18 protein-coding genes are annotated in these 18,868 nt (G+C 65.2%); 5 read left to right on the top strand and 13 right to left on the bottom strand.

Going from position 1 to position 18,868, the window contains the following annotated elements:
- Nucleotides 1–8 precede the first annotated feature (8 nt).
- The 6 genes from JAO75_RS10115 to lptF form a co-directional block, all read right to left on the bottom strand.
- Nucleotides 9–1,121 carry a D-alanine--D-alanine ligase family protein gene (locus tag JAO75_RS10115; RefSeq protein ID WP_199048810.1) on the bottom strand — a complete coding sequence of 371 codons (1,113 nt, stop codon included), beginning with the start codon at nt 1,119–1,121 and terminating at the stop codon, nt 9–11.
- A 149-nt stretch (nt 1,122–1,270) separates the two neighbouring features.
- Nucleotides 1,271–2,131 (bottom strand): 16S rRNA (adenine(1518)-N(6)/adenine(1519)-N(6))-dimethyltransferase RsmA, encoded by an 861-nt coding sequence (rsmA, locus tag JAO75_RS10110; RefSeq protein ID WP_199048808.1) that lies wholly within the window; start codon nt 2,129–2,131, stop codon nt 1,271–1,273.
- The gene (gene pdxA, locus JAO75_RS10105) at nt 2,128–3,129 is read right to left on the bottom strand and encodes a 4-hydroxythreonine-4-phosphate dehydrogenase PdxA (protein ID WP_210340219.1); all 1,002 of its coding nucleotides are present in this window, start codon (nt 3,127–3,129) and stop codon (nt 2,128–2,130) included. The genes rsmA and pdxA overlap by 4 nt, the downstream gene beginning before the upstream one ends.
- A gap of 24 nt (nt 3,130–3,153) precedes the next feature.
- Nucleotides 3,154–5,667: an LPS-assembly protein LptD gene (locus JAO75_RS10100; RefSeq protein WP_199048804.1), complete on the bottom strand. Its 2,514-nt coding sequence runs from the start codon at nt 5,665–5,667 to the stop codon at nt 3,154–3,156.
- A gap of 35 nt (nt 5,668–5,702) precedes the next feature.
- The gene (gene lptG / locus JAO75_RS10095) at nt 5,703–6,788 is read right to left on the bottom strand and encodes an LPS export ABC transporter permease LptG (RefSeq protein WP_199048802.1); all 1,086 of its coding nucleotides are present in this window, start codon (nt 6,786–6,788) and stop codon (nt 5,703–5,705) included.
- A 2-nt stretch (nt 6,789–6,790) separates the two neighbouring features.
- On the bottom strand, nt 6,791–7,951 hold the full coding sequence (gene lptF / locus JAO75_RS10090) for an LPS export ABC transporter permease LptF (protein ID WP_199048800.1): 1,161 nt from the start codon (nt 7,949–7,951) through the stop codon (nt 6,791–6,793).
- 214 nt (nt 7,952–8,165) lie between these two features.
- Here lptF and JAO75_RS10085 point away from each other — a divergent pair, with 214 nt between their 5' ends.
- Both JAO75_RS10085 and JAO75_RS10080 read left to right on the top strand, forming a co-directional pair.
- A complete protein-coding gene (locus JAO75_RS10085) occupies nt 8,166–9,662 on the top strand; it encodes a leucyl aminopeptidase (protein ID WP_199049095.1) in 1,497 nt (498 codons plus the stop codon).
- Nucleotides 9,663–9,726: 64 nt separating this feature from the next.
- A complete protein-coding gene (locus tag JAO75_RS10080; RefSeq protein ID WP_199048799.1) occupies nt 9,727–10,179 on the top strand; it encodes a DNA polymerase III subunit chi in 453 nt (150 codons plus the stop codon).
- Nucleotides 10,180–10,190: 11 nt separating this feature from the next.
- Here JAO75_RS10080 and JAO75_RS10075 read toward each other — a convergent pair whose 3' ends face one another.
- Complete coding sequence (locus JAO75_RS10075; protein WP_199048798.1) at nt 10,191–10,712, bottom strand: hypothetical protein; 522 nt, start codon at nt 10,710–10,712, stop codon at nt 10,191–10,193.
- Nucleotides 10,713–10,867: 155 nt separating this feature from the next.
- Here JAO75_RS10075 and JAO75_RS10070 point away from each other — a divergent pair, with 155 nt between their 5' ends.
- Together JAO75_RS10070 and JAO75_RS10065 are read left to right on the top strand one after the other, a co-directional pair.
- Entirely contained in the window at nt 10,868–12,409 is a 1,542-nt protein-coding gene (locus JAO75_RS10070; RefSeq protein ID WP_199048797.1) for a S10 family peptidase, read from the top strand.
- A 5-nt stretch (nt 12,410–12,414) separates the two neighbouring features.
- The gene (locus tag JAO75_RS10065) at nt 12,415–12,798 is read left to right on the top strand and encodes a hypothetical protein (protein ID WP_199048796.1); all 384 of its coding nucleotides are present in this window, start codon (nt 12,415–12,417) and stop codon (nt 12,796–12,798) included.
- A gap of 105 nt (nt 12,799–12,903) precedes the next feature.
- Here JAO75_RS10065 and JAO75_RS10060 read toward each other — a convergent pair whose 3' ends face one another.
- The 5 genes from JAO75_RS10060 to JAO75_RS10040 form a co-directional block, all read right to left on the bottom strand.
- Entirely contained in the window at nt 12,904–13,572 is a 669-nt protein-coding gene (locus JAO75_RS10060; RefSeq protein WP_199048795.1) for a calcium-binding protein, read from the bottom strand.
- Nucleotides 13,573–13,962: 390 nt separating this feature from the next.
- Entirely contained in the window at nt 13,963–14,373 is a 411-nt protein-coding gene (locus JAO75_RS10055) for a hypothetical protein (protein WP_199048794.1), read from the bottom strand.
- 69 nt (nt 14,374–14,442) lie between these two features.
- Complete coding sequence (locus JAO75_RS10050; protein ID WP_199048792.1) at nt 14,443–14,610, bottom strand: hypothetical protein; 168 nt, start codon at nt 14,608–14,610, stop codon at nt 14,443–14,445.
- Between the two features lie 72 nt (nt 14,611–14,682).
- Nucleotides 14,683–14,865, bottom strand: a complete 183-nt coding sequence (locus tag JAO75_RS10045; RefSeq protein WP_199048790.1) for a hypothetical protein — start codon at nt 14,863–14,865, stop codon at nt 14,683–14,685.
- A gap of 112 nt (nt 14,866–14,977) precedes the next feature.
- Entirely contained in the window at nt 14,978–16,855 is a 1,878-nt protein-coding gene (locus JAO75_RS10040; protein ID WP_199048788.1) for an ABC-F family ATP-binding cassette domain-containing protein, read from the bottom strand.
- Between the two features lie 215 nt (nt 16,856–17,070).
- Here JAO75_RS10040 and JAO75_RS10035 point away from each other — a divergent pair, with 215 nt between their 5' ends.
- On the top strand, nt 17,071–17,757 hold the full coding sequence (locus JAO75_RS10035; RefSeq protein ID WP_199048786.1) for a Crp/Fnr family transcriptional regulator: 687 nt from the start codon (nt 17,071–17,073) through the stop codon (nt 17,755–17,757).
- Between the two features lie 89 nt (nt 17,758–17,846).
- Here JAO75_RS10035 and JAO75_RS10030 read toward each other — a convergent pair whose 3' ends face one another.
- On the bottom strand, nt 17,847–18,761 hold the full coding sequence (locus tag JAO75_RS10030) for a DMT family transporter (protein WP_246742446.1): 915 nt from the start codon (nt 18,759–18,761) through the stop codon (nt 17,847–17,849).
- Nucleotides 18,762–18,868: the final 107 nt, after the last annotated feature.

The following is an 18,868-nucleotide window of genomic DNA, read 5'->3' as shown; positions in this document are numbered from 1 at the left end:
ATTCCCGGTCAGACCAGCGCCAACTCGTTCCGGCGCTCATGGCGGGCGATGGCATGCCCGATCAGCACTTCCATCAGCTCGCTCTGCGGCAGGCCTCCGGCCTCCCAGAGCTTGGGATACATGCTGATGGCGGTGAAGCCCGGCAGGGTGTTCACCTCGTTGATGAACAGGCTGTCCTCGCTCTTCGGGTCGACGAAGAAATCGACGCGGGCCAGGGCCTCGCATCCCAGAACCTTGAAGGTCTCGACCGCAAGCTCCTGGATGCGCCGCGCCTGGTCTGCGGTGAGTTCGGCCGGGATGCGCAGGAGGGCGCCGTCCGCATCGATGTACTTCGCGTCGTAGCTGTAGAAGCCATGGCTGCCGGCCGGCACGATCTCGCCAAGCGGGGAGGCCTTGATATCGCCCGCCGCGTTCTCCAGCACGGAGCACTCGATCTCCCGCGCTCCCGTAACGCTGCGTTCCACCAGCACTTTGGCGTCATAGCGGAAGGCTTTCTCGCAGGCCTTGGCGAACTCCTCAGGCGATGAGGCGCGGGAGACGCCGACCGAGGAGCCCATATTGGCAGGCTTCACGAAAAGATCGGGCGTCCCAAGGGCATCCATCGCCGCCCGGTAGTCGGCGCGGGTGCCGGGCGTCAGGGTGAGGAAGGGAACGACAGGCAGGCCGCTGTCGCGCAGCAGCCGCTTGGCCACGTCCTTGTCCATGGCAGCGGCGGAACCCATCACGCCCGAGCCCACATAGGGGATGTTGGCGAGTTCCAGGAAGCCCTGGACGGTGCCATCCTCTCCGTTCGGGCCGTGGAGCACTGGCACGACGGCATCGAGGCGCAGGGTGCTTGAGCCCGAGCCGCCGTTCAGGACCATCATCTCGCCCGCACCGCCCGGCAGCAGGGCGACCTGCGGCGCTCCCTCGGGAATCTCCAGGGATTTCGCCCCCCGTCCGCCACCATTGCCGCTGTCGCAGAGGAGCCAGCGCCCGTCCCGGCCGATGCCGATGGGGACGATGTCGTAGCGGTCCGGATCGAGGGCGCGCAGCACATTGGCGGCCGAAAGCCTGGAGACCTCATGCTCGGCCGAGCGGCCTCCGAACAGAAGCCCGATCCTCTTGCGCGGCTGCGACATGCCCGCTTCCTCCTCTCGCGGCCGTGTGGGGCCGTTTGCCTGAGCAATCATGGGAGAGGGCGGTTAAGGTCCCATGAAGAGCCCGCTCCACTCCCGTCGAGCGGCTGCATATAGGCTGGATCGGGGGCGAGGCGAGCGGCCGAGCCGCTTTAGACCCGTGAGCCGCGCGTTGCGTCCAGGGCATTGGCCAGCGCCACGTAGCCCTCGACGGGGATGTTCTCGGCCCGGGTCGTCTCTTCGAGCCCGGCCGCCCGAATGATCTCGGCCGGATCGGGCGTGAGGGATTTAAGGCTCTGGCGCAGCATCTTGCGGCGCTGCCCGAAGGCCGCCCGCGTGACCGCCTCCAGCGCTTCGAGCCGGCAGGGCAGCGGGTTCGCTCGCGGCGTCAGGTGGACGACGCTTGAGGTGATCTTCGGCGGCGGCACGAAGGCCGATGGCGGCACATCGAAGAGGATGCGCGACTCCGAGCGCCAGCCGCAGAGGACGCCCAGGCGCCCGTAATTTTTCGGATCGCTCTCGTCGGCCACGATGCGCTCGGCCACCTCACGCTGGAACATGAGGGTGAGCGAGGCCCACCAGGGCGGCCAGACTTCGGTGGTGAGCCATCCGGTCAGGAGAGCCGTGCCGACATTGTAGGGCAGGTTGGCGATGATCCGCACGAGCCCTTCGCCCACGAGCGGGCGCGGGTCGAACTCCAGGGCATCGGCCTCGACCACCTGAAGCCGGCCCGGATAGCGCTCAGCGATCTCGGCGAGCGCAGGCAGACAGCGGGTGTCGCGCTCGATGGCGACCACCCTCCTGGCGCCGGCCGCGAGGATCGCTCGGGTCAGGCCGCCTGGGCCGGGGCCGACCTCAATGACGGTGGCATCCTCCAGCGGTCCCGCCGAGCGGGCGATGCGGCTGGTGAGATTGAGGTCGAACAGGAAGTTCTGGCCCAGCGACTTCTTGGCCATGAGGCCGTGAGTCCGAACCACCTCGCGCAAGGGGGGGAGGTCGTCGATCTGGCTCATGGGCTGCCCAACCGGGCTGCGAGCTTGATGGCGGCGATGAGGCTGTCGGGTCGGGCAATCCCCTGGCCTGCGATGTCGAAGGCGGGGCCGTGATCCGGGGAGGTGCGCACGAAGGGAAGCCCGAGGGTGACGTTGACCGCCTCGTCGAACGCGATGGTCTTGATCGGGATGAGGGCCTGATCGTGATACATGGCGAGCGCCGCATCGTAGCGGCTGCGGGCGCGGGCGTGGAACATGGTGTCGGCGGGCAGGGGGCCTGCCGCCTCGATACCCTCCTGGCGCAGGATGTCGATGGCCGGGGCGATGACGCCGCCATCCTCCGCCCCCATCGCTCCGTTCTCGCCTGCGTGCGGATTGAGGCCCGCGAGCGCCAGCCTCGGATTCGCGATGCCGAAACGCTCCCGCAGCTCCCGGGCCACGATCCGCCCGGTCAGAACGATCAGGTCCGTGGTGAGGGCCGAGGGCACGTTCGCAAGCGGAATGTGCACGGTCACAGGCACCACCGCCAGTTGCTCGCTCCAGAGCATCATCACGGGATGGAACGTCTCATTCGTGCCCTCTGAAGCCAGGGCAGCGAGATATTCCGTATGGCCTGGATGCCGGAACCCGGCCTCGTAGAGGACGTGCTTGGCGATGGGATTGGTGACCAGCGCCGAAGCCGCTCCCTGCCGGACCAGTTGCACGGCTCTCTCGATGGATTCGACCACCGATGCCGCAGCGCCTGCATCGGGCCGGCCGGGCTGCGCGGCGACCGAAACGCTCAAGGGGAGAACCGGGAGGGCCTTCGGAAACACCTTCGGGATCTGCGCTGTCTCGACGGCGATGATCGGCACATCCCAGCCCTGGCTCTGCGCAACCCGCTCAAGGAAGGCAGGGTCGCTCAACACCGCGAAGGGGGGCAGGGCGTGTTCCTTCCGCAGCAGCCAGGCCCTCAGGGCCAGTTCCGGCCCGATCCCGGCAGGATCACCCTGCGTCAGCAGGAGTGAGGGCAGGTTCAAGTTCGGCACCCGTGTCTTTCGCCGTCACTCATCTGCGGAACCGCTGAGCCTTTGAGTATAGCCCACCTCACCGAGAGAGCGGAGCTCAAGGCTGAACGCGACCGTGTGGTTCTGCTCCCTCTCGCCCGAGGTCAGGGTCACGTCGCGCGGGGTGATGCTGTAGCTCACCGAGAAGGTCGTGCACTCGTCGATATAGCCCAGTCCCAGGGACATGCCGGCAACATAAGCGACGTTCTCACGCCCGAACACCGCTGCTCCCGGAGCAACTATCTCTTCGCGCGCCACGAGATAGCGGTCCAAGTCAAGGAGGACCGAACCCGTGACGAACCAATTCGGCGTCATGTCCCAGCGGGCGGAGGCCAGCAGGCCCTCGCGGCGGGTCGGGTAGCCGATGGCGGGCTGAGCCTCGTACCGGGCATAGGTCAGCGAAGTCGAGACCGGCAGGTAGGGATTGAAGTTCGCCCGGATGCCGGCCTCGAACCGGTTCAGGCTGAAATCCTCTTGATCGAAGCGTCCACGCGACACGAAGGCGAAATTGGCATTCGGTGAGATCTGGAAGCGACCGACATAGTCGGATGCCCGCGAATCCAAGCCCGAATCCAGGCCCACATTGGCCAGGTCGCCCTGCCGGAAGGAGTTTCGCCCCGCGATCTGATAGGACTGGCCGAACAGCACATTGGCATAGAAGTCGTCCGCGCCGGTGACCGTGTACTGCAGGCCAACGTTGGCGCGCACCCCGCCCTCGACCCGGTCGTAGCCGGAGAACTTGTCCCAATCGAAGAGCGACGTGTCGTCGAACACCAGGCTCTGGGCATCCTCGTTGGGAAGGGTGCCGATCCGGGTCTCGTTCGGGCGAGCGATGATCTGGGCAATCGGCTCCAGGATCTGCTGGCCCGAGGTGCCCAAGCTGGCGATGAAGGGATAGCGGTATTCGAGCCCGATCGCCGGGGTGGCGCGGAAGAGATAATCGTCATCCGCATCGATGAAGTTGGCGAGCTGCGGGTTCTGGTAGCCGTGGAAGTCGGGAGCGATCCAGAAATTGTCAGCTCGCAGATAGGCGAACGGCGTCCAGACCTGGCCGATGGGGTCGATGAACTCGCGCCGCCAGGAAGCCGTGACCGAAGCCCGCGACGTGGAGCCGCTGATGCCGCGAACAAGGCATCGTTCCGGGTCAAAAACAGTGCAGGTCCGGGCAATGCCGAAGTAGGAGGCATTGCTTGGGGACAACGGATCGAATTGGGCAGCCTCGCGGGAGAGGCTAGTGACGTTCACGTCGATGGCGAATTCGCCGCCGATGGTAGAGGGCGTGAAGCGCCTGTTATAGTCGATCACCGGGGCCACGACCGGCTGCTGCTTCTGCCAATCGTAGGTGGAGAGGGTCTTGAAATAATAGCCCCGCGCATCGAAGAACGAGCGGTCGCCCTGTCCCTGGAGATAGACGGTCGAGATCGATTCCTTAACGTAATAGTTGCTCAGGCTCTCGCTGCGGATGCGATAATTCGTGAGGAACCACTTGTCGGACACGAGGGCGATGTCCCAGCCCCAGCGCCAGTTGTCGTTGATGAAGAACTCGCCCGTCGTCTCCAGGGAGCCGCGGAAGTCGCGGTCGCGTGCTCCGTACGGTGAGGGAAGGAAAGCCTCAGGGTCGAGCTGGTTGATGCCGGCCGCGCGGATGTTGTAGGCGCCGGTCTCCAGGCGATGGCGCCACTCGACCTGCCCGAGGAGGCCCTGGCGGCTCAGGATGGTCGGGCTGATCGTCAGGTCGTAATTGGGAGCGATGGCCCAGAAGAACGGAATCGAGCCGCCATAGCCCAGGGTGTTCGAATAGATGTAACGGGGTGCCAAAAAGCCCGTCTTGCGCTTGACGGTCGGATCCGGCGTCCAGAAATAGGGCAGATACGCGACCGGGATGCCGAGGAGCTCAAGGGTCGCATCCTCGTAATAGATCGTACGTTCGCTGTTGTTGTGGATGATCTTGGCCGCCTTCACCTGCCAGAGCGGGGGGCGTTCCGGATTGTCCTTGCAGGGTTCGCAGGCCGTATAGGTGCCGCGCTCGAAAATCGTGGTCTCGCCCTCGGCGCGCTCGGCCCTCGGGGCGGAGAAGCGGGTCGTGAGGGGACGGCCCTGCTCCACGGTGGTCTGCACCACCCTCAGGGAATCGATGAAGCCGCTTCTGAAGTCGTCCGTGAGTTCGAAACGGTCGCCCGTCGCGACGGTGCCGTTGGCATCCGTCAGACGGGCATTGCCCTCGGCGAAGACCCGGCCGGTGTTCCGGTCATAGGTGACACGGTCGGCCTGGAGCGTCCGGCCCTGGTAGTTCATCTGCACGTCGCCGGAGGCGGCAATCGTGTTCCGGTCCTTGTCGTAGACGATTTCCTTAGCGTCCACGAGGAGGCGGTCCTCCCCGGATCCCGATTGGGCGCGGGCGCCGATAGCCTCGTTGAGCGTGGCTTGGGCAAGCGCAGGCATTGACCCAGCAGCACAAACCAGTGCCGCTGCGACCGCAGACGTTGCGATCGTTGCCTTAAGCCGCCGCATCCCCACTCCTTCGCAATACTTCTTCTCGAGAACGGTCAGCCGTCCTCTTGGTACAATAACGCCAAGGTCCCTAAGAGACTGCCTACTACAGCAGGGAACCAAGCCGCAACAAGGGAACTGATGATTCCGGAGGCTCCAAGCTCCGCCATAAGCTCAGTGGCGACATAAAGCATGAACCCGGCTGCGACGCCACCCAGAACCATCATGGCTACACCGCCAAATCGAAAGAATCTTAACGACACGGAAGCGGCCACGAAAACCATGGCGATGAAGAGCAGAGGACGGGCCAGAAGCAGGTCGTAATGGAGCTGGTAGGTGGTGGCGTTGATGTCTGCCTGCTCCATCCTGTCGATCGTCTCCTTCAGGTCCCAGAACGGGACCGCATCGGGGTCGATGAAGCTCTGTCGAACCTGCGAGGGCTGCAGGCTCGAGGCAATCAGGTAACGGTCATGGGACCGGGGCTCCTCGGTGGCGGACAGAACCCTGGCGTCCTTCAGCTCCCAGAAGCCCTCGTGCAGGTTCGCTTCGCGGGCCTCGACGCGATGGCTGAAAGTGCCGTCGTGGTCGAAGGCATAGACCGTGACGTCATAGAGGGTCGCGGTGTCCGTCGCAGAGCCTGTCGCCCGGAAAATGGCCTGCCCGTCGAGGCTCCTCTGGCGAAGCCAGATCGGCTTGTCGCGGGTCTGGACATTCCTGGAGAAGATGCTCGTCTCCAGGGCAGAGGCGCGCTGCTTGAGGACGGCCGAGAGGGGGTTGTAGACGGTGACGGAGAGCACGCCGATCAGGATTGCGATGAGGAGCCCCGGCTGGAGGAACTGCCAGGCGGAGATGCCTGCCGCGCGCGCCACCACCAGCTCGAGCTTGCGGCTCAGCTGCAGGAGGGCCGCCATGCTGCCGAACAGTACGGCGAAGGGCATCACCTGCTCGGCAATGGACGGAGTGCGGAACAGGGCCAGCTGGGCAATCGCCGCCGTCGTCGCCTCCGGCGCGTCGCCCGCCCGGCGCATGAGCTCCACGAAATCCAGGGTGTAGACGAGGGTGAAGACCGTCGCAAAGACCATGACGATGGTCTTGAGGAACTGCCGTGAGAAATAGAAGCCAAGGGTCCGGCCGATCAGCATGGTCAGGCTTTCTGGGCCGCAGGGGAACGGGCCGGCAGGAGATTGTTGATCGCTTTCAGAACCCTGGCCTGGGCCGACCGCATGGCCGGTCCTTGCAGGATGAGCAGCAGGCTGATCAGGATGCTCGCCAAGGGTACGGCATAGATCGCAACGACCGCGACCGGGGTCCGGGCCACGGCGCTGTTGGCGGCAAAACCGAGGATTCGCATCAGCACGATCGCCACCACCGCGCCGGCGATCGCCAGGCTACGGCCTTGGCGCGTCGTGCGGGCCTCGCCGAGAGCCGCGAAGGCGATCATCATCATGGCGAGCGGGTAGAGCCAGGAGGACAGGCGCTCGTGCAGCTCGGCCCGGAAACGCTCCGGCTGTGCCTGGTAGAGGGGGTCGCTCTTGTCGGGGAACAGCAGCTGGGTGGTGCTTCGCTCCCGCGGCTTGTAGACCACCTCTCCGCCCTCGTTGTTGAACGCCGAGAGATCGACCGCATAGCGCTCGAAGGCCACGATGGAGGAATCGCGGCTGTTCGGCTCCTTGCGCTGAACGCTGCCCTTCTGGAGAACGAGATAGGCCGTTCCGTTCTGCTCGACGGTCTGGCCGCGCTCGGCCAGATACACGATGCCTTTGTTCTTCTCCCGCAGGTCCTCCATGAAGATCCCGAGCAGGGAATCGCCCTGACGTTCCCGGTAATGGAAGGTGATTCCGTTCTCCAGGCTGATGAATTGGCCTTCCTTGGCCATGGTACCCACGAAGTCGGCCCTGATCTTCGTGAACAGCTGCCGCATCTCCTGGAAGCTCGCGGGCATGATGTGGATCGAGATGATCCCGACGATGAGGCAGATGAAGGCCGCCAGCGCCAGGAAGGGGCGCAGCAATCGCCCCGGAGGCATGCCCCCGGCGCTCATGACGATCAGCTCGGAATCGCCGTTCAGCTTGTTCAGCGTGTAGAGGGTGGCCAGGAACAGGGCGACGGGCGCGATGACGCTGATCAAGGCCGGCAGCGAGAGCCCCGTGACGGTCAGGAAGATCAGAAGGGTCTGGCCCTTGCCGGTCAGCAGGTCGAGTTCCCGCAGGGCCTGGGTGATCCAGATGACCCCCGTCAGGGCGACCAGGCAGGCGGCGAAGGCGCTGAAGGTGATTTTCAGGATGTAGCGTTCGAGAAGTGTCATAAGGCCCTTCGCCCCCGGGCGGTGGCGCCCTGGGTATCGTGTCGCACGGTCTCAGGCAAGACGGGCGTTTTCAACAGCCAGAAATTGCGCCGATTTCGCGGCGACTTCCCCGTTCCCGAGCGCGCAATATGATATATGTCCCAACCGTCAGCATCGCGCGTCAGCGCCGCAGCCGGCCTCAAGACCGGACATGCACCAGAACAAAGAGGATTTCATGGCCGACAGCTTCAAGATCGACTTCCAGGCCCACGGCAAGGTCGAATCCGGCGATCTCATCGTCTTCGTCGGGGAGAATCTCAAGCCCACCGCGGCCGTGGCCAAGCAGCTCGGGCCGAAGGCCGTCGATCTGATCGCCAAGGCGGCCGCCGCCGAGAGCTTCAAGGGCAAGGCGAAGTCCGCCATGTCGATCGTGGTCCCCACGGGCCTCTCCGTCGACCGTCTGATCGTGATCGGCACCGGCGGCGAGAAGGACCGGGCCAATGTCGATTTCGCCCAGCTGGGCGGCCTGATCGCCGGCAAGGTGAACGGCAAGCTGGCGACGGTGGTCCTGGACCTGCCCGAAACCGAGGTCTCCCCTGAGGCGGCGGCGGACATGGCCCTCGGCGCCCAGCTGCGCCGCTACAGCTTCGACCGCTACAAGACCAAGAAGAAGGACGAGGACGACGGCAAGGGCGGCGGACGGCTGGTCTTCAGCGTGGCGGATCCCGCGGCGGTGAAGAAGGCCTACAAGGCCCGCGAGGCCGTTCAGCAGGGCGTGATCCTCGCCCGCGACCTCGTCAACGAGCCGCCGAACGTGCTGGGACCCCAGGAATTCGCCGCCCGCGCGCAGGCGCTGACCAAGCTCGGCGTCGAGGTCGAGATCCTGGACGACAAGGCCATGAAGAAGCTCGGCATGGGGGCGCTGCTCGGCGTGGCCCAGGGCTCGGTGCGCGGCGGCCGGGTGGCCATCATGCGCTGGAACGGCGGCAAGGCGAACGACAAGCCCATCGCGTTCGTCGGCAAGGGCGTCGTCTTCGACACCGGCGGCATCTCGATCAAGCCGGGCGCCGGCATGGAGGACATGAAGGGCGACATGGCGGGCGCCGCCTGCGTGGTCGGCCTCATGCATGCCCTGGCGAGCCGCAAGGCCAAGGCCAACGTGGTCGGCGCCATCGGCCTCGTGGAGAACATGCCCGACGGCAATGCCCAGCGCCCCGGCGACATCGTCACCACCATGTCGGGCCAGACCATCGAGATCATCAATACGGATGCCGAAGGCCGCCTCGTGCTGGCCGACGTGCTCTGGTACGTGCAGGACCGCTTCAAGCCCAAGTTCATGATTGACCTGGCGACCCTCACGGGCGCGATCATGGTGGCGCTCGCGCAGGAATATGCCGGCCTGTTCTCCAACAACGACGAACTGGCCGAGCGCCTGACCGCCGCCGGCAAGGCAACCGGCGAGCGGGTCTGGCGCATGCCGCTGGGGCCCGAGTTCGACAAGATGATCGAATCCAAGTTCGCCGACATGAAGAACTCGGCCGGGCGTTTCGGCGGATCGAGCACGGCGGCGTCGCTGCTCCAGCGCTTCGTCAACGATGTGCCCTGGGCTCATCTCGACATTGCCGGAACCGCCATGGGCTCGCCGGCGACGGAGATCAACAAGGGCTGGAGCTCCGGCTGGGGCGTGCGCCTCCTCGACCGCCTCGTGCGCGATCATTACGAGGCCCGGTGATGACATCGGAAAGGGACCGAGGAGCGGCCGCAACCCTTCGCGGCCGCAGGGCTAGTAACCTCCCATGACCGAGGTCCTTTTCTATCATCTCCAGCATCAGCCGCTCGAGGCCGTGCTGCCCACGCTCCTGCAGAAGACGCTGGAGCGCGGGTGGCGCGCTGTGATCCAGGTGACGACCGAGGAGCGGATGTCCGCCCTCGACGATCACCTGTGGACCTTCACCGACGAAAGCTTCCTGCCGCACGGAACGGACCGGGAGGCCCATGCGGCGGATCAGCCGATCCTCATCACCCTGTCGGGCGACAATCCCAACGGCGCCTCCATCCGATTCCTGGTGGAAGGCGCCGACCTGCCGGCCGACATGACGGCCTACCAGCGCCTGGTGATCCTTTTCGACGGCAACGATCTCCAGGCGCTGGCCTTCGCCCGCGACCAGTGGCGGGCCGTGAAGGAGGGCGGCCACGACGCGACTTACTGGCAGCAGGACGAGGGCGGGCGCTGGCAACGGAAGGCGTGAGCTACGCAGATTTACGGAACCCTGTCGTCGGCTTCCGGCCCTCGTTGAAGGCGTTGCGCACGCAAAATTGCTTCTGCCTGGATCTCAATTTGAGCTTCGCGTTCCGCCAAGTAGCTTGCTGCAAGCGCGGTCTGGTTGGCGATCCGTCCCTTGTGCCACAACCAGGCGAAGCTCAATGCATAAAGCGGGCATAAGACTGCCCCGAACCAATGGTAGAGCCCCCCAATCGTGAATGCCCGTTGCGCCTCGGCGATCCCAATGGCGCCATACAAGATAGAAACGACAATGATGAAGTTCTGAGAGCGCGCTCTCATCTTGTGCAAAAAGGCATAAAGCAGGGCGTAGAGCAGCGGAACGGCAAAACCATTGAGAAGAGCTTTCCCGTTTTCCTTGAGCGCGGCAGGAAGAAGAGGCAGGGTCCATTCCACTACCGCTACAGGAGCGAAAATCAGCGCGATGTAAAGGAAAATGCGGCCAGTCCAGATCATCCAAATCGGATAAAGTCTCAAGGTAATATGACTTGATGAATGCATGTTCTACTGCCGGCTTCAGAATAGTTCCAAGCCATGAAACATAGTTTCGGTATTCTGTGAAGGACCTGAAGCAGATGTGATTGTGAATTAGACCCTTATACCTTGGAACGGGGTATCACCTTTCCAGTTTCTTGGAGGCCATAAGGATCATAGCTATGCTTCGCGTCTTCCGTCTGCTCGCTGCTGCTCTCAGCCTCTTCATCATTGTCCCTTTTGCCGGAGCCCAGGAGCAGCAGGCTCAGGGACAGCAGCAGCAGCAGGAGCAGCGCCGGCCCAGGCCCGAGGCCCGGGAAGCGCAGGCGCTGCCGCCGGAATCGGTGACGCGGCATACGCTCCAGCTTCCCGGCCGGACCCTGTCCTTCACGGCAACGGCCGGGCACCTGACCCTCGCCGACCCGCAGGCGGAGATCGGGTTCGTTGCCTATACGCGGGACGATGCCGATCCGGCGACGCGGCCCGTGACCTTCGTGGTGAACGGCGGCCCGGGAGCGTCCTCGGCCTATCTGCATCTTCTCGCCATCGGGCCGTGGCTCCTGCCGCTCGACGGCCCCACGATCAGCCCCTCGGCTCCTCCGGCGCTCGTGCCCAATGCCGAGACCTGGCTCGATTTCACCGACCTCGTCTTCATCGACCCGCCAGGAACCGGCTACAGCCGCGTGGTCGGCGGTGATCCGGTGCGGGAGCGGTTCTATTCCGTCCAGGGCGACATCGACGGACTGGCCGCCTTCGTCATGCGGTGGCTGAAGGAAAAGAACCGGCTCATATCGCCGAAATTCTTTGTCGGTGAGAGCTATGGCGGATTCCGTGGGCCGCTCCTGGCCCAGAAGCTCCAGAGCGATCAGGGCATCGGCTTCAGCGGGCTGGTTCTCGTCTCGCCCGTCTTCGACTTCGACTGGCTCGACCAGGGCGCCGGCGCGCCCTGGATCAATGCGGCCGTTCTGCCATCGCTTGCCGCGACACACCTCTCACGCGATGGCTCCGTCTCGCGTGAGGCGCTGAAGGAGGCGGAAGCCTATGCCTCGGGCGAGTACCTCGTGGACCTGATGCGCGGTCTCCAGGACAAGGAGGCGGTCGAGCGGGTCAGCCGGCGCGTGGCGGAGTTGAGCGGGCTCAGCCCCGAAGTCTCGCGCCGTCTTGCCGGGCGCATCGACATGCGGGCCGCTCAACGGGAGCTGCGGCGCGGCTCGTCCGAGATCGTCAGCGCCTACGACGCCAATGTGGCCATCGCCGATCCGAACCCGAATGCGCAGGTTTCCCGATTCGAGGATCCGGTGCTCGACGGCATGACCGCGCCCCTGACGAGCGCCATCGTCCACCACCTGACCCATAATCTGAACTACAAGGCGGAGGGGCGCTACAACCTGCTCAACGGTTCCGTCAACGGCGCATGGCGCTGGGGCGGCGGGCGCAGCGGCCCCGAAAACCTGGAAGAACTGCGGCAGGCTCTGGCGCTCGACGGCAAGCTGCGCGTCCTCGTCACCCACGGCTTCACCGATCTGGTGACCCCTTACTTCGCGTCCCAGCTGCTCCTGAACCAACTGCCCGACCTCGGGCCGCAGAAGCGCGTGGGGCTCGCTGTTTACGAAGGCGGCCACATGTTCTATTCGCGGCAGGCATCGCGGCAGGCTTTCAAGGCCGATGCGGAGCGGCTCTTCGACGAGGCCCTGCAGGCGAGGGCGGTCGACAAGAAGGATTGATCGGAATGGATGCAAGAGTTCTGCCGGGTGTCGCCCTCGTGGCGCTGGTTCTGTCTGCGTGCATCAGCACGCGCAGCGAGCCGCCTTCCGCGGTGGCACCTATGGCCGCCGCTCCTGCACCTTCCGCAGCGTTGGGTCCTGTAATCGACGGTCCGGTTCTCGGGCCCGATGGCCGCTGCACCGGCACGCCCGCTGGCACGGCCGCCGCCATCGAGCCCGGCATCACCGAATGCGATCTCGTGCGCCTGAAGGGCAAGCCCGCCACCGACGTGCTCGTGGGCGAAAGCGGCAAAGGCCAGCGCGAGGTGCAGGTGCTTTATTCCGAGCCCGGCGGCCGCGAGCTGTATTTCTTCGTGAACAACAGCCTCGACCGGGTGGTGAAGCCTTAAACTTCGCCTACAGGGCTGGAGCCTTTTCGGGGGCGACGTCTCCGACCCTTCCAACGAAAATGGCCGCACCGAGTGCGGCCATTTCCAGTTCTGCGGGACGTTCTCTCAGATGATGTAGTCGAACCTCATGTCCGATGCGAGGCCGGCTTTCTTGAGCACCACACCCGTCTCGAACAGACCATCGGCGTTGAGGTCCGACACGAGGAATCCCGTGTCGATGTCGGGATTGAACAGGAACACGTGCCTGACGTTCGTATCGCCGTAGAAATAGTCGGCGTCGGAAGCGGCCGTTGCGATGGAGGCGGCATCCGTCTCGAACTCGCGGTAGTTGCTCCTGGTTCCCTTGATCGTCATGTCGATGAAGTCGAAGGACCTGTTCCAATCGAGGATCGTGTCGGCCGTGCTCGTCTTCAGACCGGAATCGCCCCTCTTGAAGGTGAAGTAGTCTTCTCCCGTTCCGCCGGCGAGGGTGTCGCGCCCTGTCCCGCCGACCAGGAGATCCTCCCCCGAGCCTCCGAAAAGGTAGTCGAGACCCGAGCCGCCGTAGAGGTCGTCGAACCCGGAGTCGCCGTAAAGGTCGTCATGGCCGGCGCCGCCGATCAGGTAATCATCCCCGTAGCCGCCGTAGATCGTGTCGTGATCGTAGCCGCCATAGATGTCGTCATCGCCGTCAAAGCCGTAGATCAGATCGTCCCCGTCATAGCCGTAGATGATATCCGAAGTGTCGAAAGCTTCGATATCGTCGTCGAAGTCATCCCCGTAGATGGTCGCCATCGTTGTCTCCGCAGTCTTCTGTTGCCGGGCTGCTTTGAGTGCGAGACCCGTCGAAGGTTTCTGGTCCGAGTTGTGCCATAGGGCGGTTAACCCCTCGTGACTGCATCATCGGACAGCATGGCTGAATGGTGGCAAGGCGGCCCGTTCATCTGCCGTATAACCGCCGGCCCGGTGGCAAACTGAGATCATGGCTAACGAAGGGTGAAGACCGATCCGGAACGAGGCGGCAGGGGAGGGTCCGTGACCGGGCATGGGCCGGTCGGGAGCGGTTCGTGCCGGACGGCCTGCTCGAGCCTCTCCGCGATCCGCTTGAAACGGCGATGAGCGCGCAACACCGGCGCGCTCATCGCTCCTGTGTCCCGGCCAAGGGCCGGCCGACTGCTGCCGGGATCAGTAGACCTCGTAGGAACGGAAGGGGCGGTCGTATCCGTCGTCCTCATAGTCCTCATAACCGCGATCGTACTCGCGGAAGGACCTGCGGTATCCGTCATCGTATCGTCTGGGCCGCTCCTCGTATCGCCTTGGGCCCCTTTCCGATCCGCGGGCGATATAGAAGCAGCGCTTCGCGACTCCCGGAGCGGGATCGCCGAACACCCTGTTGGTGCAGGGGACACCGCCCCCGCGGACGAAAACCTCGACGCCCTGGCCGCGAATGCCGTAGATCACGCGGGTCGGATAGGGAACGCGGCAGAAGCCATTCTCCCGTGCGCACTGCACCAGCCCTTGCGCCTGTGCCTGCGAGGGCATCCCGATCAGGGCGCCGCCGATGAGCATTGCCGTGGCCAAAACTGCAGGAAACATGGTCCGTTCTCCATTCAATGCGCACCAATGTGCGCCTCTCATGATGAACGCAGCCGGAATGGCCGGTGTTCACGACCGTAGCGATGCAGCGGCGAACCTGGGGGCTTCCTGCCGTCCCATTGACGCCGGGGGATCGTCGTCGTTGGCGCTCGCGACCGGCTGCGGCTTCATCATCGCCAGCGGCAGGATGGCGTGTGAAAACAGTTTCGCCGTGCAGTAGGACAGGGCTTGGGCCATTGAAACCTCCATTGAGGATCGCCGGAAGGTAGACCTGCCCGGGACGGTTCGATGTGCTCCGCCGCACCCTCCCTACGAGGCGGCCCGGTGCGTCAGGTCGGCAGGGTGCCTGCGATGCAGACGAAGCCTCCAACGGGACGGAGCATGAGGCGCGTTGTCGTTCACGGCCGATGCCGTTGCCATCGTCAGATGGGCCATCGGCATGAGCCCTTCCTCGAACGCCCTGTCGGTGCAGGCGGAAATCAGGATTTTCATCGTCAGCCCCCCATAAGGCTGTGGTCAGCTTACGACCACGCTTCGATTCGGAGTGTGCTCCGAGGGGGTAGCTCCCCTGCTCTGGGGGAGTAGAGGCGGGCAGGCGGGCCTTCTAAGCGCCCGCCTCCTCGATCTCGCTGCTCAGCGCCAGCCATTCCTCCTCGACCGTTTCCAGGGTGGAAGCAGCCTCGGCGCGCATTCGGGAAAGCTCGGACGCCTTGGCCGGATCCTTCTGGAACGCTGTGCCGTCGGCCAGCGCCGCATCGACCTTGCCGATGACCTCTGTGAGTTTCGCCATCCGGGCCTCGAGCGCCTCGAGCTTCTTGCGGAGGGGGGCGAGGCTTGCCCGACGCTCGGCGGCGGCCCGGCGCTCGTCGACCTTGGAGGCGCCGGGCGCCAGCGGCTTGTCGGGGCGCTTCTGCGGATCGAGTTCGCCCGACAGGACGAGCTGGCGGTAATCGTCCATGTCGCCGTCGAAGGGCTTCACGCCGCCGTTGCCGACGATCCAGAGCCGGTCGGCGCAGGCCTCTATCAGGAAGCGGTCGTGGCTGACCAGGATCACCGCGCCCGTATAGTCGTTGATCGCCTCCATCAGGGCCGTGCGGCTGTCGATGTCGAGGTGGTTCGTCGGCTCGTCGAGGATGAGCAGGTGAGGGCCGTTGAAGGCCGCAAGCCCCATGAGCAGGCGCGCCTTCTCGCCGCCGGACAGCGCCGAGACCGGCGTGTCGGCCTTCGCGCCCGGGAAGCCGATCTGCGCCGTGCGGGCGCGGATCCTGGCGACGGGGGTATCCGGCATGCGCTCCGCCACATGGTCGTAGGCCGTGGCCTTCGGGTTCAGCTCGTCGAGCTGGTGCTGGGCGAAATAGGCGACATCCATGCGCGTGGGCGTGCGCATCTCGCCCTTCATGGGAGCGAGCTTGCCGCCGATGAGCTTGCAGAAGGTGGATTTGCCGTTGCCGTTGGAGCCCAGCAGCGCGATCCGGTCGTCCGGCGAGATCGTGAGGTTGAGGCGGTCGAGGACGATGCGCTGGCCGTAGCCGACGGCGGCGCCTTCCACCGTGATCAGCGGCGGCGCGGCGGGACGCTCCGGTCCCGGCAGGTTGAATGGCAGCACGTCGTCTTCCACGATGGTCGTGATCGCCTCCATCTTCTCCAGCCGCTTCACGCGGGACTGCGCCTGCCGGGCCTTGGAGGCCTTGGCCTTGAAGCGGTCGACGAAGGCCTGCAGGTGCTTGCGCTCCGCCTCCTGCTTGGCGGCCGCCTTTGCGGTGAGCTCGCGCTTTTCCGCATATTGCTTTGCAAACGACGTGTAGCCGCCGCGATAGATGGCGAGCTTGCCCCGGTCGAGGTGGAGGATGTGGTTCACGCAGGTGTCGAGCAGCTCGCGGTCGTGGCTGATGATCAGCACCGTATGCGGATAGCGCCCGAGATAGTCGTAGAGCCAGAGGGTGCCCTCGAGGTCGAGATAGTTGGTCGGCTCGTCGAGGAGCAGCAGGTCGGGCTCGGTGAAGAGCACGGCGGCCAGTGCCACGCGCATGCGCCAGCCGCCGGAAAAGTCCGAGCAGGGCCGGTTCTGCGCCTCCGCGTCGAAGCCGAGGCCGTGCAGGATGGCGGCCGCGCGGGCCGGCGCGGAATGGGCGCCGATATCGGTGAGCCGCGTCTCGATCTCGGCCCGGCGCAGGCCGTCCGCCGTCTCGGCCTCGGCGAGCAGGGCGGCACGCTCCTTGTCGGCGGCGAGCACCACGTCGATCAGGGTTTCGGGCCCGCCCGGCGCCTCCTGGGCCACGGCGCCGATCTTCATGCCGCGGGGCAGGGTGACGGAGCCGCTCTCGGAGGTGAGGTCGCCCTGGATGATTTTGAACAGGGTGGTCTTGCCCGCACCGTTGCGCCCGACGAGGCCCACCTTCGCGCCGTCAGGCAGGTTGAAGGAGGCGCGGTCGAGGATAAGCCGGTCGCCGATGCGGTAGGTCAGGTCGTTGACGTGGAGCATGCCGCCTTTTGGCGCGGGAGGGCCGCGCTGGCAAGGTGTTTGGGTGGCCGCCGGGCAGAATCCCGGCCCTGCCGCTGCCCGGCAGAAAACCTGGGCGATAGACGGAATTGCCAGTGACGGGAACCTGGAGGCTTGACAAAGGGATACGGCATCTCTTCCGTACCGAAAGTACGGGATCTATGGTATAGCCAAGATGTCGTGCAGGGAGGAAACCGATGGGGCGGCTCACTGGGATCAAGTTGTTCAAGGGGCTGGAGATTGACCTCGCCCCGTTCGAGACGCGGGCCAACTGGCGCCGTTTCGATCCCGAAGAAGTCGTGGTCGACTTCGACGAGCCCTCCACGGACGTCTATTTTCTCCTGTCCGGCGAGGTGCGGGTCCTCATGCGCACCGCCTCCGGCAAGGAGGTCATCCTGCACGAAATGAAGCCCGGCGACCTGTTCGGCGAGCTGGCCGCTCTGGACGGCGTGCCCCGCTCAGCCAACGTCACGGCGCTCACCCGGGGCGAAGCCTGCGTGATGCCGGCCTCCGTCTTCAAGGAGATGCTCTTCTCCCACCAGCCCGTGGCCGAGCGCCTGTTCTGCCTCATGGCCTCGCGCATCCGCGAGCTGAACGCCCGCTTCATGGAGCAGACGGTGCTCGACCTGCGGCACCGGCTCTATTCGGAGCTCCTGCGGCTGTCGACGCCCCGGCAGGACAAGTCGGGCGAGCGGGTGATCACGCCGCCGCCCTTCCACCATATCGTGGCCGCCCGCATCGGCTGCCGCCGCGAGCAGATCACCCGGGAGTTCACCATGCTGACCCAGGAGGGGCTGATCGAACGGACGCGCGGTGCCCTAATCCTGCGCCAGCCGGACGTGCTCAAGGAGCGGGTCGCCGAGGCGTTCCGGACCGATCACTAAAGCATTTCTCGGCGAAGTGGCTCCGGTTCGCCGTCAGAAAATGCGGCAAACCAAAGAAGAGAGATGATTCCACGCAAGTGGAAACAGCTCTAGGCGACCGCTGCGGCACGCCTGCCCTCGGTGAGCGCCAGCGCCGTGGCGGAGAGCATCACGCCCATGCCGATGGCCTCCGGCCAGCCGAAGGCCTCGTTGGCGAAGGCGACGCCCACGGCGACCGCCACGACGGGGCTGACGAAGGAGTAGAGCCCGGCCCGGAAGGCGCCCCAATCGCGCACGAGCCAGAGATAGATCGAGAACCCTCCGAGGGAGCCGCCGAGGACGAGGATGGCGAGGCCGATGAGCGCGCGCTCGTCCGTGAGCCCGACGAAATAGGCGGGATCGTAGCCCTCCACCAGGAGCGACACGGGGACAAGGCCGAGGGCGCCGATGCTCGTCTCCCAGAAGGCGAGGGTGATCGGGGGCATCGCCTGCATCAGCGGGCGGCTGACCACCGCGCCCCAGGCATAGCTCAAGGTCGCCACGGCCACTGCGGCAAGGCCGACCAAGGCGCCATCCTGCGCCGTGCCTGTTCGTCCGGAGAAAAGCATCACGAGACCCAGGACGCCGAGCGCGATGGCTCCCAGCCTGCGGGCGGTGATGCGCTCCTGGCCGTAGAAGGCGCCGACCAGAATCAGGAAGATCGGCATGAGGGAGAGATTGACGATCGACGACAGCCCGGTGGGGGCGCGGGCCACGCCCCAGAACAGCAGGCTGTAGCAGCCGGTCGTGATGAGAAGCGACGCGACGATGACACGCCACGGCTGCTCTGCCTTGAGCGGCAGCCCCTTCACGAGAATGAACGCGAGAAAGAAGAGCCCGGCGAGCAGGAAGCGGATCATCGCCAGAAAGATCGGCGGCACCGCCTCGGAGGCGATCTTCATAGGCAGCCAAGTGAGGCCCCAGATCAACGCCATCGCGGCAAAGGCCGCGATGTGTCCTGCTCCGCCGCCCTCGCGCTTTCCCATTGCCCGCTCCCAGCCACCTGCGTGGTCAGACTAGATGTTCAGTCCCGGCATTTGATGGACCGGATCAAGTTTGAAGCGTTTGGGCTCCTTGAGCCAGGTTTTGCAGA

It is taken from the genome of Microvirga splendida (assembly GCF_016427565.1).
In the GTDB taxonomy this organism is placed as follows: Bacteria; Pseudomonadota; Alphaproteobacteria; order Rhizobiales; family Beijerinckiaceae; genus Microvirga; species Microvirga splendida.
This window is presented reverse-complemented; position numbering and strand designations above follow the sequence as displayed.